The organism is Pseudomonas sp. LAM2023 (genome assembly GCF_016620375.1).
GTDB lineage: Bacteria > Pseudomonadota > Gammaproteobacteria > Pseudomonadales > Pseudomonadaceae > Aquipseudomonas > Aquipseudomonas anuradhapurensis.
In genome coordinates this window covers 373,370-388,976 of the sequence record NZ_JAENHV010000015.1, presented here as the reverse complement: position 1 = coordinate 388,976, position 15,607 = coordinate 373,370, and the positions used below count along the sequence as shown (strand labels likewise).

10 protein-coding genes are annotated in these 15,607 nt (G+C 64.1%); 9 read left to right on the top strand and 1 reads right to left on the bottom strand.

Annotated elements, in window-relative coordinates; genetic code table 11:
• The first annotated feature begins 24 nt into the window (after positions 1–24).
• From JKP78_RS07385 to hutG, 7 genes are all read left to right on the top strand, one after another.
• Positions 25–876, top strand: a complete 852-nt coding sequence (locus tag JKP78_RS07385; protein ID WP_170033255.1) for an ABC transporter permease — start codon at positions 25–27, stop codon at positions 874–876.
• Complete coding sequence (locus tag JKP78_RS07380) at positions 873–1,703, top strand: quaternary amine ABC transporter ATP-binding protein (RefSeq protein WP_170033254.1); 831 nt, start codon at positions 873–875, stop codon at positions 1,701–1,703. Before JKP78_RS07385 ends, JKP78_RS07380 begins: the two co-directional genes overlap by 4 nt.
• Positions 1,704–1,711: 8 nt before the next feature.
• Positions 1,712–3,235 carry an HAL/PAL/TAL family ammonia-lyase gene (locus JKP78_RS07375; RefSeq protein ID WP_200626427.1) on the top strand — a complete coding sequence of 508 codons (1,524 nt, stop codon included), beginning with the start codon at positions 1,712–1,714 and terminating at the stop codon, positions 3,233–3,235.
• A 21-nt stretch (positions 3,236–3,256) separates the two neighbouring features.
• Positions 3,257–4,789 carry a histidine ammonia-lyase gene (gene hutH, locus JKP78_RS07370; protein WP_200626425.1) on the top strand — a complete coding sequence of 511 codons (1,533 nt, stop codon included), beginning with the start codon at positions 3,257–3,259 and terminating at the stop codon, positions 4,787–4,789.
• Between the two features lie 64 nt (positions 4,790–4,853).
• Complete coding sequence (locus tag JKP78_RS07365) at positions 4,854–6,257, top strand: amino acid permease (RefSeq protein WP_170033248.1); 1,404 nt, start codon at positions 4,854–4,856, stop codon at positions 6,255–6,257.
• Between the two features lie 15 nt (positions 6,258–6,272).
• Entirely contained in the window at positions 6,273–7,478 is a 1,206-nt protein-coding gene (gene hutI, locus JKP78_RS07360) for an imidazolonepropionase (protein ID WP_186684319.1), read from the top strand.
• Positions 7,479–7,488: 10 nt separating this feature from the next.
• Positions 7,489–8,292, top strand: coding sequence for an N-formylglutamate deformylase (hutG, locus tag JKP78_RS07355; RefSeq protein ID WP_200626423.1), 804 nt, complete (start codon positions 7,489–7,491; stop codon positions 8,290–8,292).
• Positions 8,293–8,352: 60 nt separating this feature from the next.
• Here hutG and JKP78_RS07350 read toward each other — a convergent pair whose 3' ends face one another.
• Entirely contained in the window at positions 8,353–13,884 is a 5,532-nt protein-coding gene (locus tag JKP78_RS07350; protein WP_234454557.1) for an NEL domain-containing protein, read from the bottom strand.
• 168 nt (positions 13,885–14,052) lie between these two features.
• Here JKP78_RS07350 and pip point away from each other — a divergent pair, with 168 nt between their 5' ends.
• Together pip and dtd are read left to right on the top strand one after the other, a co-directional pair.
• Positions 14,053–15,024, top strand: coding sequence for a prolyl aminopeptidase (pip, locus tag JKP78_RS07345; RefSeq protein WP_186672301.1), 972 nt, complete (start codon positions 14,053–14,055; stop codon positions 15,022–15,024).
• A complete protein-coding gene (dtd, locus tag JKP78_RS07340) occupies positions 15,021–15,458 on the top strand; it encodes a D-aminoacyl-tRNA deacylase (RefSeq protein ID WP_170033240.1) in 438 nt (145 codons plus the stop codon). The genes pip and dtd overlap by 4 nt, the downstream gene beginning before the upstream one ends.
• Positions 15,459–15,607 lie beyond the last annotated feature (149 nt).

The window sequence follows — 15,607 nt, the reverse complement described above, 5'->3', positions numbered from 1 at the left end:
GTCCTCAGCTGATGAGTGGAACCTATGTTTCCTGACAACCTGACATTCTCCATCGCCGACTGGGTCAACGGCTGGGTCGACGCCCTGGTGACCAACTATGGGGATGTGTTCCGGCACATCTCCGACACCCTGCTGTGGGCGATCGTCAGCCTCGAAGGCGCGCTGCGTGCAACGCCGTGGTGGTTGATGCTCGGCGTGGTGGCAGTCATCGCCTGGCACGCCACCCGGCGTGTCCTGCCGACCCTGGTGATCACCGGCCTGTTGTTCCTGGTGGGCGCTGTCGGCCTGTGGGACAAACTGATGCAGACGCTGGCGCTGATGCTGGTGGCCACGCTGATCTCGGTCCTGGTGGGCATCCCCCTGGGCATCCTGTCGGCGCGCAGCAACCGCCTGCGCGCGGTGCTGATGCCGCTGCTGGACATCATGCAGACCATGCCCAGCTTCGTGTACCTGATCCCGGTGTTGATGCTGTTCGGCCTGGGCAAGGTGCCGGCGATCTTCGCCACGGTGATCTACGCGGCGCCACCGCTGATCCGCCTGACCGACCTGGGCATTCGCCAGGTCGATGGCGAAGTGATGGAAGCGATCAACGCCTTCGGCGCCAACCGTTGGCAGCAACTGTTCGGCGTGCAACTGCCGCTGGCGCTGCCGAGCATCATGGCCGGTATCAACCAGACCACCATGATGGCCCTGTCGATGGTGGTGATCGCCTCGATGATCGGCGCCCGTGGCCTGGGCGAGGACGTGCTGGTCGGTATCCAGACCCTCAACGTCGGCCGTGGCCTGGAAGCAGGCCTGGCCATCGTGATTCTCGCGGTAGTGATCGATCGCATTACCCAGGCCTATGGCCGGCCACGCCATGAGGTGAGCAAATGAGCATGCAGCCGATCAGCAAGATCGAAGTGAAAAACGTCTTCAAGATCTTCGGCGACCGTGCCGACGAGGCCCTGCAATTGATCCGCAACAACCATGGCAAGGACCAGGTGCTGGCGCAGACCGGTTGCGTGGTTGGCGTCAACGACCTGTCGTTGTCCATCGGCAGTGGCGAGATCTTCGTGATCATGGGCCTGTCCGGTTCGGGCAAGTCGACGCTGGTACGCCATTTCAACCGCCTGATCGACCCCACCAGCGGGCAGATCCTGGTCGATGGCGAGGACATCCTGCAGTACGACATGGACGCCCTGCGCGAATTTCGCCGGCGCAAGATCAGCATGGTGTTCCAGAGCTTCGGCCTGCTGCCGCACCGCAATGTGCTGGACAACGTCGCCTATGGCCTGAAGGTGCGCGGCGAGAGCAAGCAGCTGTGTGCCGAACGCGCGCAGCAGTGGATCGAGACCGTCGGCCTGAAGGGCTACGAGAAGAAGTACCCGCACCAGCTGTCCGGCGGCATGCGCCAACGCGTCGGCCTGGCACGGGCGTTGGCGGCGGATACCGACATCATCCTCATGGATGAGGCATTCAGCGCCCTCGACCCGCTGATCCGCGCAGAAATGCAGGACCAGTTGCTGGAGCTGCAGAAGACCCTGCACAAGACCATCGTGTTCATCACCCATGACCTGGACGAGGCCGTGCGCATCGGCAACCGCATCGCGATCCTCAAGGATGGCCGCCTGATCCAGGTCGGCACGCCGCACCAGATCCTTCACGACCCGGCCGATGAATATGTCGACCGCTTTGTCCAGCGCCGCGCGGTCGCGGTATGAGAGGCAACATGTCGCAGGTCGATACGGTCATTCTCAGCGGCGCTGCACTGCGCTGGCAGGACATCGCCGCGGTCGCCCGCCAAGGGGCGCGCCTCGAGCTGGCCCCGCAGGTCTGGGCACGCATCGACAATGCCCAGGCGATCGTTCGCCATATCGTCGCCAGCGGTGAGCGCGCCTATGGGGTGAACACCGGGCTGGGCGCGCTGTGCAATGTGTCGCTGCAGGGCGAGCAGCTCAGCCAGCTGTCACGCAACACCTTGCTCAGCCACGCCTGTGGCGTTGGCCCGGCGCTGGCTGATGATCAGACCCGGGCGATCATCTGTGCGGCCATTTGCAACTACAGCCATGGCAAGTCCGGTATCCAGCGCAGTGTGGTCGAGGCATTGCTGGCGTTGCTCAACCACGGCATCACCCCGCAGGTGCCGTCACAGGGTTCGGTTGGCTACCTGACCCACATGGCCCATGTTGGCGTGTGCCTGCTGGGTATCGGCAAGGTCAGCTACCGCGGGCAGATTGTCGATGCCGCCCAGGCCCTGGCCGATGCAGGCCTGGCGCCGGTACAGCTGGGGGCCAAGGACGGCCTGTGTCTGGTCAACGGCACGCCGTGCATGACCGGGCTGGCCTGCCTGGCCCTGGACGATGCCAGCCAGCTGCTGCAATGGGCCGACGTGATCGGCGCCATGAGCTTTGAAGCGCTGCGCGGTCAGATCGACGCCTTCGACCCCGAGATCATTGCCCTCAAGCCACATCCCGGCATGCAGGTGGTGGGCGCGAACCTGCGGGCGTTGCTGGCCGACAGCGAAGTGATCGCGGCCAGCAAAGGCCTCCGTACCCAGGATGCCCTGAGCATCCGCTCGATCCCCCAGGTGCACGGCGCCGCCCGCGACCAGCTGGCGCATGTACAGAAGCAGATCGAGGCCGAACTCAACGGCGCCAACGACAATCCGTTGCTGCTGGGCACGCCGGACGCCTTCCGGGTGGTTTCCCAGGCCAACCCGCACGGCCAGTCGGTGGCCCTGGCTGCCGACCTGCTGGCGATTGCCATGGCCGAGATCGGTGCGATCGCCGAGCGCCGCCTGGACCGCCTGGTCAACCCGCTGGTCAGCGGCCTGCCGGCGTTTCTGGTCAGCAACCCAGGGGTCAATTCGGGGATGATGATCGCCCAATATGTGGCCGCCTCGCTGTGCGCGCAGAACCGCCAACTGGCGCAACCGGCAGTGCTCGACAACTACGTCACCTCCGGGTTGCAGGAAGACCATCTGAGCCTGGGCACCAATGCCGCCCTGAAACTGCACCAGGTGCTGGAGAACTGCTTCCAGATTCTGGCCATCGAGTACCTGCTGGCCGCCCAGGCATTCGAATTCCTCAACGGCCAGCGCTTCGGCGTTGGTACCCATGCCGCTTGGCGCCTGCTGCGTGAGCAGGTACCGGCGTACCTGGAAGACCGCTGGCTGGCTCCGGACATCGCCCGCGCCGCCGCGCTGCTGAAATCCTCGCCCGCGCCGCAGCCTGTGCTGCCGGCCGCGCACTGAACAATAGAAAGGAGACGTTACGTGGAAGCCCTGAACCTCATCCCTGGCCAGCTGACCCTGGCCCAGCTGCGCCGCATCCACCAGGCGCCGCTGCACCTGAGCCTGGATGCCTGTGCCGGTGCGGCCATCGACGCCAGCGTTGCCTGCGTCGAGCAGATCATTGCCGAAGACCGTACCGCCTATGGCATCAACACCGGTTTTGGCCTGTTGGCCTCGACCCGCATCGCCAGCCACGACCTGGAAAACCTGCAGCGCTCGCTGGTGCTCTCCCACGCTGCCGGTGTCGGCGCGCCGCTGGACGATGACCTGGTCCGGCTGATCATGGTGCTGAAGATCAGCAGCCTCAGCCGTGGCTTCTCCGGCATCCGCCGCAAGGTCATCGACGCGCTGATCGCGCTGGTGAACGCCGAGGTCTACCCGCACATTCCGCTCAAGGGTTCGGTGGGTGCCTCCGGCGACCTCGCCCCGCTGGCGCACATGTCGCTGGTACTGCTCGGCGAAGGCAAGGCCCGCCACAAGGGCCAGTGGCTGCCGGCCACCGAAGCCCTGGCGGTCGCCGGCCTCGAGCCGCTGACCCTGGCCGCCAAGGAGGGCCTGGCCCTGCTCAACGGTACCCAGGCTTCCACCGCCTATGCCCTGCGTGGCCTGTTCCAGGCCGAAGACCTGTATGCCGCGGCCATCGCTTGCGGCGGCCTGAGCGTCGAAGCGGCATTGGGCTCGCGCTCGCCGTTCGATGCGCGTATCCACGAAGTGCGTGGCCAGCGTGGCCAGATCGATACCGCTGCCTGCTTCCGTGACCTGCTGGGCGATTCCAGCGAAGTCTCGCTGTCGCACAAGAACTGCGACAAGGTCCAGGACCCGTACTCGCTGCGCTGCCAGCCGCAGGTCATGGGTGCCTGCCTGACCCAGCTGCGCCAGGCCGCCGAAGTGCTGGGCATCGAGGCCAACGCCGTGTCGGATAACCCGCTGGTGTTCGCCGCCGAGGGCGACGTCATCTCCGGCGGCAACTTCCACGCCGAGCCGGTGGCCATGGCCGCCGACAACATCGCCCTGGCCATCGCCGAGATCGGTTCGCTCAGCGAGCGCCGCATCTCGCTGATGATGGACAAGCACATGTCCCAGCTGCCGCCGTTCCTGGTGGAAAATGGCGGGGTCAACTCTGGCTTCATGATCGCCCAGGTCACCGCTGCCGCCCTGGCCAGCGAGAACAAGGCGCTGTCGCACCCGCACAGTGTCGACAGCCTGCCGACCTCGGCCAACCAGGAAGACCACGTGTCGATGGCCCCGGCTGCCGGCAAGCGCCTCTGGGAAATGGCCGAGAACACCCGTGGCGTGCTGGCCATCGAATGGCTGGGCGCCTGCCAGGGCCTGGACCTGCGCAAGGGCCTGAAGACCTCGGCCAAGCTGGAGCAGGCGCGCCAGGCGCTGCGCAGCGAGGTGCCGCACTACGACCGTGACCGTTTCTTTGCGCCCGACATCGAAAAGGCCGTGGAACTGTTGGCCAAAGGTAGCCTTACCGGCCTGCTGCCGGCAGGTGTGCTGCCAAGCCTGTAATGCCCTGGGGCCGCTGTGCGGCCCCCTCGATCTCACGACCACAAAAACAACTCAAGGACGTGACATGCAACAAGCTCAAGGTCTCAAGCGTGGCCTGTCAGCCCGCCATATCCGTTTCATGGCCCTCGGCTCCGCCATCGGCACCGGGCTGTTCTACGGCTCCGCCTCGGCCATCCAGATGGCCGGCCCGGCCGTGCTGCTGGCCTACCTGATCGGTGGCGCTGCCGTGTTCATGGTCATGCGCGCGCTCGGTGAAATGGCCGTGCACAACCCTGTTGCCGGCTCGTTCGGCCACTACGCCAGCACCTACCTCGGCCCCATGGCCGGCTTCATCCTCGGCTGGACCTACGCTTTCGAGATGGTCATCGTCGCCATTGCCGACGTCACCGCCTTCGGTATCTACATGGGCTTCTGGTTCCCGGAGGTGGCCCGCTGGATCTGGGTGCTGGGCATCGTCTTCGTGATCGGTGGCCTCAACCTGTGCAACGTCAAGGTATTTGGCGAGATGGAATTCTGGCTGTCGCTGCTCAAGGTCGGCGCCATCGTCGCGATGATCCTGGCCGGCCTCGGCATCATGGCCTTCGGCTTCAGCCAGGCAGGCAACGGGCAGGCCGTGGGCATCAGCAACCTGTTCGAGCACGGTGGCTTCATGCCCAATGGCGTAGGTGGCCTGATCGCCTCCTTTGCCGTGGTGATGTTTGCCTTCGGCGGCATCGAGATCATCGGCGTCACCGCCGGTGAGGCCAAGGATCCGCAGCGCGTGATCCCCAAGGCGATCAATGCCGTGCCGCTGCGCATCCTGCTGTTCTACGTACTCACCCTGTTGGTGCTGATGTGCCTGTACCCGTGGCCGCAGATCGGCAGCCAGGGCAGCCCGTTCGTGCAGATCTTCAGCAACCTGGGCATTGGTTCTGCCGCCGCCGTGCTGAACATCGTGGTGATTTCCGCCGCGATCTCGGCCATCAACAGCGACATCTTCGGCGCAGGCCGCATGATGTATGGCTTGGCCCAGCAAGGCCACGCCCCGCGCGGCTTCGGCAAGTTGTCCAGGCATGGCGTGCCGTGGATGACCGTGGTGGTGATGGGCGCTGCGCTGCTGATCGGCGTGCTGCTCAACTATCTGATCCCGGAGAATGTGTTCCTGCTGATCGCCTCGATCGCGACCTTTGCCACCGTATGGGTGTGGCTGATGATCCTGCTCACCCAGGTGGCGATGCGCCGCAGCATGAGCCGCGACCAGGTCGCCAAGCTGCAATTCCCGGTACCGTTCTGGCCTTATGGCCCGGCCATGGCCATTGCGTTCATGGTATTCATCTTTGGTGTGCTCGGTTACTTCCCCGATACCCAGGCGGCATTGTTCGTCGGCGTGCTGTGGGTGGTGTTCCTGGTGGCGTCCTACCTGCTGTGGTGCAAGCCGCGCGCAGGGCAGGGCCAGCCGGCAGCGGAGCCGGCCGAGCTGCACCGCTAGCAAAGGAGATTGTGCATGACAACCCTCTGGCAGCACTGCCATGTGGCAACCATGGCCGAGGGCCGTTACTCGGCCATCGAGGACGCGGCCATCGTCACCCGCGCCGGGCTGATCGAATGGATCGGCCCGCGCGCCGAGCTGGCGCCGGTCGAGGTTGAACGCACGGTGGACCTGGGCGGCGCCTGGGTCACCCCCGGGCTGATCGACTGCCACACCCACGCGGTGTTCGGCGGCAACCGCAGCGGCGAGTTCGAGCAGCGTCTGCAGGGCGTGAGCTATGCCGAAATCGCCGCCCAGGGTGGTGGTATCGCCAGCACCGTGCGGGCGACCCGCGCAGCCAGCGAAGACGAGCTGTTCGCCAGTGCCCGTCAGCGGGTCCAGGCGCTGATGCGCGATGGCGTGACCACTATCGAGATCAAGTCCGGCTATGGCCTGGACCTGGCCAACGAACGCAAGATGCTGCGCGTGGCCCGGCGCCTGGCCGATGAGCTGCCGCTGGCAGTGCGTAGCACCTGCCTGGCGGCGCACGCCCTGCCGCCGGAGTACGCCGGTCGGGCCGACGACTACATCGCCCACATCTGCGACGAAATGCTGCCAGCCCTGGCTGCCGAAGGACTGGTGGACGCAGTGGATGCCTTCTGCGAGCACCTGGCGTTCTCCCCGGCCCAGGTCGAGCGGCTGTTCATCAAGGCGCGCGAGCTGGGCCTGCCGGTCAAGCTGCACGCCGAACAGCTGTCGTCGTTGCATGGTTCCAGCCTGGCGGCGCGCTACCAGGCGCTGTCGGCCGACCATCTGGAGTTCATGACCGAGGAAGATGCCATTGCCATGGCCAAGGCTGGCACGGTCGCCGTGTTATTGCCGGGGGCGTTCTACTTCCTGCGCGAAACCCAGTTGCCGCCGATGGACGCGCTGCGCCGCCACGGGGTGAAGATTGCCCTGGCCAGCGACCTCAACCCCGGCACCTCGCCTGGGCTGTCGCTGCGGCTGATGCTGAACATGGGCTGCACCTGCTTCCGCCTGACCCCGGAAGAAGCCCTGGCCGGCGTCACCGTGCACGCTGCCACGGCGCTGGGCCTGGGCGGCAGCCACGGCTCGCTGGAAGTAGGCAAGGTGGCCGACTTCGTCGCCTGGCAGATCGAACGCCCTGCCGACCTGGCCTACTGGCTGGGCGGTGACCTGCCCAAGCGCGTGGTGCGCCTGGGCCAGGAAATTCCCAATTGAGTGAGACACGATGGACAAGGTACTGAGTTTTCACCAAGGCCACCTGCCGCTGTTGATCAGCATGCCGCATGCCGGCCTGCGCTTGAGCGACGCCGTGCGCGACGGCCTGGTCGAGCCGGCGCGCAGCCTGCCGGATACCGACTGGCATATCCCGCGGCTGTACGATTTCGCCCGCGAGCTGGGTGCCAGTGTGGTAGCCGCTGAGTATTCACGCTTCGTCATTGACCTGAACCGGCCGGATGACGACAAGCCGCTGTATGCCGGCGCCACCACCGGGCTGTACCCGGCCACGCTGTTCGAAGGCGAACCGCTGTTCCAGCCCGGCATGCAACCGACAGGCGAAGAGCGTGCGGCCTATCTGGAGCAGATCTGGCGCCCTTATCACAGCACCCTGCGCCGTGAGCTGCACCGGCTGCGCGCGCAGTTCGGCTACGCCTTGCTGTGGGATGCCCATTCGATCCGCTCGCTGATTCCGCACCTGTTCGATGGCAAGCTGCCGGATTTCAACCTGGGCACCTTCAACGGCGCCAGCTGCGATGCGGAACTGGCCGAGCGGTTGCAAGCGGTATGTGCCCAGGCGCAAGGCTACAGCCATGTGCTCAACGGGCGCTTCAAGGGGGGGCATATCACCCGTCATTACGGCGACCCGGCCAACCATGTTCATGCGGTACAGCTGGAACTGGCGCAAAGTACCTACATGGAGGAAACCGAGCCGTTCACCTACCGTGAAGACCTGGCCCGGCCGACGCAGCAGGTATTGAGGGGGCTGTTGCAGGCACTGCTGGCGTGGGGCGCTGAGCGGTACGGGCGGTAGACTTCGGCGGTTGAAAACGGCGACGCGATGCAGGGCATGCGCGTCGCCAGTCAGCAGGCCTCAGTTGCCAGCGTTGCTGTTGATCTGCGCGAGGGTGAGTTCACGCAGCAGCTCGCGCTCTTCCTGGTGCTTGTCTTCCAGCAGGCCTTGCTGCAGGTTCAACTCGTCCTGAAGCGGGTGGTCCTTGCTGGCTAGTTCAAGCACACGCATGCGGAAGCGTGCCTCTATTTCGGCAAAACGATCGGCATGTTCGACGCGCAGGCGCGTGGTCCAGTCGCTATTCGCCAGCATATAGTCGATCAGTGCATCGCTCAGTTCACTTTGGCGGACCTTTTCCAGCACGCTGGCCAGTTCACCGGCCGCCAGGTTCGCGGCACCTCGGAAACGCATTCTGTCGGAAAGCGGCAGGTCCAGCTCCCTGGCCAGTTCGCGGCGGTAGGCCAGTCTCACCGAGACGTGGTCACCCGAGCCAGTCCTGTGTTTGGCCAGTTCCTCCAGCTGATTGATGCGGAACAGTTGCAACAGGCGTCGGTGCAGTGCTTTCAGTGTATCGCCAGCCTCGATCAGCAGGTGCTGGTTCATCAGGTACAGTTCGATATCGTTGAATGTCTGCAGTGCACCATCATGGCAGGTGGGCACCACCTTGGTCACCGGGTGAGGCAAGGCGTCCACGGCGATTTGCTCCATGGTCGCGCGTTCTATCTCGTTGCTGGCTGCCGCCACCAGAACCAGGCGCACCCGCTCGCAGAAGGTGGTTCGGGTTTTGGGATCGGCGTAGGGAGCGGCATTGTGCAAACGGCCCACCAGGCGCAGCAGGTCACTGCCCTCCAGGCGTGCCCAGCAGTCCTGCAAGGCCTCGTTCTGTGCCTCGTTGCCGAGCATCCAGTCCTCCAGCCTGGGCGTATCGTCGCCGAGCAGGGGGAAGTGAGGGTGATCGAGGGAGCCTTCGCTCGAGGAATCGACCAGCTGCAGGTTACCGGGGATATCCAGGGCGAAGGAGTAGCTGTGCTGGCTGTCCGAGAATGCCCGCACGCGCAGGATGGTATCGAGTGGTAAGGGGTTGTCGAACAGCGCGATCGACGAAATCGGCATCGGGTTGTTCAAGTTCGACAGGATGTGCTCGGGCAACTGGCTGATATTGTTCGAGCTCAAGTCCAGCAGCTCGAGGGGCAGCAGGCTGTCACACCAGCTTGGCCAAGCCTGGAGGTTCATGTTGGTCAGCGCCAGTGATTGCAGGTTGTAGGATAACTGTGCTGGCACCTGGTTGATGGTCCCCACACGGTTGCCGGACAGGTCTATCGAGGTGAGCTGTTCCAGCCGCGCGAACACTTCCAGCATGGACTGGTCGATCTCCAGGCCCATGTTGCGAAACTCCAGGAAAGTAAGCTGCGGCAGGCGCATCAGGGCCGAGGCCAGTGCTGGGGTGGCTGCCTGGTGTGCATCGATGGTCAACCGGGTGACATTGGGAAAGCGCCGCAACAGTTCATCGAGCTGCGAAGCGCTGCCACGCAGACGGGTCAGGCTCAGCGCCCGTACGCGGTCGCCGAAGAACGCTGGAAGCCGTCGGGGAAAATGCTCGATGGCCACATCCTCGAGGTGCAGGCGCAGGTATAGCTGGCCCCGCTCCTGCTGCTGCCAGAACTCACTGATCGCGGTGCCGATGCGCTGCCTGTCCGCCAATGCTTCCTGGGTCAGCGGGTTGCGCGAACTGGAGGCGTGGGCCCAGCCATCGATCGCATCACGCATCTGCTGGCGCTCATTGCGGATACGGGTGAGTTGCTCGGTAAGCGCGGCAGACTGGTCGGTGCTGATACCGGACATGTCGACACGCTCATTGAGCAGCAAGCGCTGCAGGTCGTTCTCATTGATGCTGTTGCCCTGCAGCGAGATAACCGGCGGGGTGGCCATGGTGCCTGCTTCATTGAGCAGGAACGAAGGCAACGACCTGAGGTTGTTGTCGCGCAGGGACAAGTGGGCGATGCGCCCAAGGGCATCGCTGCCAATGCCGATGGGCCATTGGGACAACTGCATCTGGTTCAGGCCCAGGTAATCCAGGGACAGTTCGTGGAAACTCGGGCTGTTGTTCTGTGCCACGCGATTGCCGCTCAAGTCCAGGTAGCGCAATTGGCCGAGCCCCGACAGCAGGCTCAGGTCGCTTTCGGACAGCGCGATGTTCTGGTTGGTCAACGTCAGCCGCTGCAAGCCGGGCAGGGTCTCGGTAATGGTAGGAATGCTGAACAGGAAGGAGGATGGTGTGGCCCTGGGATCATAGGCCCGGCTGATTTCCAGGGACTCGATCCGTGGCATCTGGCTGAGCAGGCGTTGCAACAGGCGCTCGTTCTGCGCCCAGCCTGCCAGGGCTCCTGAAGGCAGGTCGACCAGGCTGAGGCTGCGCACGCGGGTATTGAAGAAGTCGGGCAAGGTCAGAGGAATGTCGGCCAGAGGAACGCGGGTAATCCGTAGCTCGGCGGCATGCCCGGCGCTTTCGTCCAGCGCGACGTCGTACCAGTGTTGCAGGATCGCTTCACGCAGGTTGTCGTAGTCGCGTGCTGCCTGGTCGGTTGCCGGGGAAATGGCTTCGCTCCAGTCATCCAGCCGGCTTAGCAGTTCGTTGCGTTGCTCAATCAATGTCTGCAGATGTTCGAGAATCTGCAGCGGTGTACGGCCGGTGCTGGAAAGCGCCAGCAGAATCTGCTCTGCCGAGCGGCCAGAGTGTGTGGCCAGCCCCGTGGCCTCGACGGCTTCGAGCAGGCGCTGGCGGGTGACGCCTTGTACGGCCGCGCCGCCACCACTGAGCGGGTAGCCCAGGCGGCCATCGGCCAGGCGCATGGGGGAGCGGTAGCCGGGGCGTACAGGCTGCATGCCCAGAAGCATCCTCAGTGCCGGGCGGGGTAGTAACGGGCTTTCCTGTACCAGGCGCTCAAGCGCCTGCTGGTCGCTGATGCCCATTGTTGTCATGGCTACTGGCAGAGCTTCGTACAAGGCAGCGTAAAGGCTGGGGTAGACGCTTGGCACTGCATTCGACGGGCCATTGTCATGAACGATGTATCCTGCCTCGGCGTGGGTAATGGTTTTGTACGGAAGGCCATCCAGCGGGCCCAGCTCATAATCCTGAGCCGGCCATGCCCAGCGCTGCAGCAGCCGCACCCGGGTTTCTGCTGGCCAGTCCGGTAGCTGCGCCAGGGTATGCACGACCAACCGGTCGCTGTCCCAGTTCGGCACGCAGGACAGGTACAGCCCTTCGTAGGCACGGGCCAGGCGGATCTGTTGTCGGTAGACGCGAATTTCTTCGTTGAGGCGCAGGGGCATCTTGCCGTTGCCGAGCATCTGCAATTCTGTGGTACTGGCGGCGCGGGCCAGTTCATTGGCCACCACCGCCGGTAGTTGTGGGGAAACCCGCAGGAGGGCTTCGGCGCCTGGTGCGAGCGCGATCGGCAAGGCGGTGTAAGCCCTGTGGAATTCGGCAGATCGCGTGTCGGGTAGCAGGCGGAGAGTGTCGTCCAGCCTGAAGCGTTGCAAGGTATCTTCGAGCAGGGCCGGCAGCCGCTGGTTCGTTGCCAGGGCCCGGCGCAGCTGATCTTCGTCGCTGCCGCTGATGGCAACGATGCGTTGTAGCGTCGCCTCGTCGAAATACGCGTTCAAGTGGCCGATACGGCGCAGCAGCTGCATGCCTGACCAGCTCAGCGGTCGATCCGTTCCGAGCAACCAGGCGCCGGCGCCATTGTGCCGCAGTGGGGGTTGATAACGCCCAGGGTCTCGCGGGTGTTGCAGGCGGTATTCGCCGGTTACCGCTTCCTGCTCGACAATGTATTGGTCACCCTGCACAACCAGCCAGTGCCTGCCATCATGCTGGCGTAGGCCGAGCGCATCCGCTTCCAGGCCTTCGGGCAACGCCTCGGTGCTCCGGTATGGCGCAAGGTCGGGTTTCCACAGGCGAACCTGGCCATCGGCGGTTTCCACGTCTTCCAGTTCTTCGATGAATGAGGGCGTCTCCACCGGAATACGCTCTATTTCCGGGGCCTCGTCATCGCCGTCACCGACCTCTTGCCCCTCCACGGCAGTGCCGGCCTCATCGCCCCGTGCGCCCTTCAAGGCTTTGGCCGCCGCGCTGAACGCCGCCATGAGCGCCACGTTCTCGACCACATCGACCAGGTAGCCATAGGCGATGTCGCGTTCGTCGTTTTCCCAGGCTTCGATGCCGTCATATACCTCGGAAGCCAACTGGGCCACACACACGGCAAGCATGGCCTCACCCAGCCCGGGCACGAAGAACCCGGCGATATTCAAGGCGGTCAACCCACGCCCCGCGATCAGTTCCCGGTGCGCTTGCGCGGTGCGCCGGTCGACGATCTCGGTGGGTATGGCATGAAACAGAACATCCTTTTCATGGCGTTGGGTTTTCTGGAAGGCCATGACGCCCTGGAACGCATGGCTGAAAGGCTTTGCCACGGGATACAGGGTGGCATGCGGATCTGCAACACGTTCTCGGATCCCTCGGGTACTCCAGCCCAGAGGTGTGAGTCGGTCCTTGAGGCGGGCGATGATCGAGGGTTTGTCGCGGTCGCCGATGTGTTTGTCCAGATAGTGGATATCGGCCTGCAACCTTTCGCCGAGTTCGGCAAACAAGGCTTCCTGGCTGGTGAACTCCTTGACGGGCAGCGTGCTGTCTTCCGGGATATACAGGGCCACGGCCTGATGATCGGCTGCTTGCAGCGTGATGAGCACGACGCCGGTCAGTTCTGCCTCCCACAAGTCGAGCAAGCTGAACGTGAGTGTCGAGTTGGCCGATGGCGCCTGGTCGAGTGGCGCGGCCAGGGCGGCGGCGTACAATGTTTCGCTGATGTCCCCCTTGAGCCGGGCGAAATGCAGCGATTGCCTGAACGCCGAAACCTCGGCGCGGCCCAAGGTTTCATAGACGGCCAGTGCGGCTTGGTCGGCGTCTGCTCGCGGCATGCCCGCTGGGTAGTAGATGGCATGCACTTGCTCATGGTACTTGCCGCCGATATCCAGGGTGCGACACAAGTCGGCAAACGCTTCGGCGGCGATCTCCACCGTATTGGTGATCGGCACGGTGCCCATGAAGCGGCGGTGATCGAGGATGACCGACTTTTTCAGCAAGGCATCAGGCGCATCCATGCCATGCTCCTCAGCGGCGGCCTGGTCGAAGTTGTGCAGCGCGCAGTGCAACAGCGAACGGGTGGCCCGATCGACCGCCTGACGGCTGTCGATCGCGTTACGGCTGTCGATCAGGCGGGCATCGACCAGGTAGGTGTTGCGTACGTCCAGGTCGAGTCCGAAGCGCTGCTTGATCGCCTCGGTCAGCGTTTCGCTGGCGTAGGTTTCCAGGTCGGGTAGCCGTTCGAACAGTTTCTGTACCTGGGCCTGGTGCTCGCGGTGGCGGGCATGTTCCTTCTGCCATGCTCTGGCGATGCCCGGTTGTCGCTGGATCGCCGCTGGCAGCCAGGCGGGGGCCTGTTGCCAGTTGCGCATCGCGCGGTGGGTTTCGGGCGGGGCAAGTTTGAGCCATGCGGGGATCTTGCGTTCGATGGTGGCGTAGTGAACGCCGGGCTGGGAAATCGCTGGGTTTGGCATATAGGCGGCCTTGCTTGGTAGGGCAAGTGACTATCACCGGCTTGCCTGGCCTGTGAGAGGTAGATATGTCTGCCGCTGCGCAGCGAACGTGTCAGAGAGGACGGTGCTGAAAGCGCAATTCAGGTTTATGATGGCCCACGGCCGAATAATCCTCACACGGAGTGCACAATGCAGACCCTGTACCCGCAGATCAAACCCTACGCCCGGCACGATCTGGCCGTGGAAGCGCCGCATGTGCTGTATGTCGACGAAAGCGGCTCGCCAGAAGGTCTGCCGGTGGTGTTCATCCACGGTGGCCCCGGGGCTGGCTGCGACGCCCAGAGCCGTTGCTACTTCGACCCGACGCTGTATCGCATCATCACCTTCGACCAGCGTGGCTGTGGCCGCTCCACGCCGCATGCGAGCCTGGAGAACAACACCACCTGGCACCTGGTCGAGGACCTGGAGCGAATTCGCGAGCATCTCGGCATAGACAAGTGGGTGCTGTTCGGCGGCTCTTGGGGTTCTACCCTGGCCCTGGCCTACGCCCAGACGCACCCCGAGCGGGTGCATGGCCTGATCCTGCGCGGCATCTTCCTGTGCCGCCCCCAGGAAATCCATTGGTTCTACCAGGAGGGCGCCAGCCGGTTGTTCCCCGACTACTGGCAGGACTACATCGCGCCAATTCCGCCGGAAGAGCGTGGCGACCTGGTCGCAGCTTTCCACAAACGCCTGACCGGCAACGACCAGATCGCCCAGATGCACGCCGCCAAGGCCTGGTCCACCTGGGAAGGCCGCACTGCCACCCTGCGCCCCAACCCGCTGGTGGTCGACCGCTTCTCCGAGCCGCAGCGGGCCTTGTCGATCGCCCGCATCGAATGCCACTACTTCATGAACAACGCGTTCCTCGAGCCGGACCAGCTGATCCGCGACCTGCCGAAGATTGCCCACCTGCCGGCGGTAATCGTGCACGGTCGTTACGACGTGATCTGCCCGCTGGACAATGCCTGGGCGCTGCACCAGGCCTGGCCGAACAGTGAGCTGAAGGTGATTCGCGACGCCGGCCACGCGGCTTCCGAGCCCGGCATCACCGATGCCCTGGTGCGTGCTGCCGACCAGATGGCCCGACGCTTGCTCGACCTGCCGCTGGAAGAAGCATGAGGGGCCTGCTGCAGCGCGTGCGTGGCGCACGGGTCGAGGTGGCCGGGGAAATCGTCGGCGCCATCGACCAGGGGTTGCTGGTGCTGGTGGCGGTCGAACCCGGGGATTCGCCTGAGCATGCCGACAAGCTCTTGCACAAACTGTTGAACTACCGGGTATTCAGCGATGAGCAGGGCAAGATGAACCTGTCGCTGAAAGATGTTGGCGGCGGGCTGTTGCTGGTTTCCCAGTTCACCCTGGCGGCGGATACCCGCAATGGCATGCGTCCGAGCTTTTCGACGGCGGCGCCACCGGCCCTCGGTGCCGAGTTGTTCGACTATCTTTTGCAGCAGGCCAAGGCCCGGCATGGCGACGTGGCGAGCGGGCAATTCGGCGCGGACATGCAAGTACACCTGGTCAATGATGGCCCCGTAACATTTATGTTACAAATATGAGGTCGAAAAACCCCCTGTTCACAGGAAAACAAGGGGTTTTGTACGATAAATAGTTGTTCCAGCCTGATGCGTTGTAACGCGACCTGCTGGATAATCGCGCGCTGCATGGGCCTGCGTTCGCAGGTTCGTTTCACTTTGACTCGAGCATT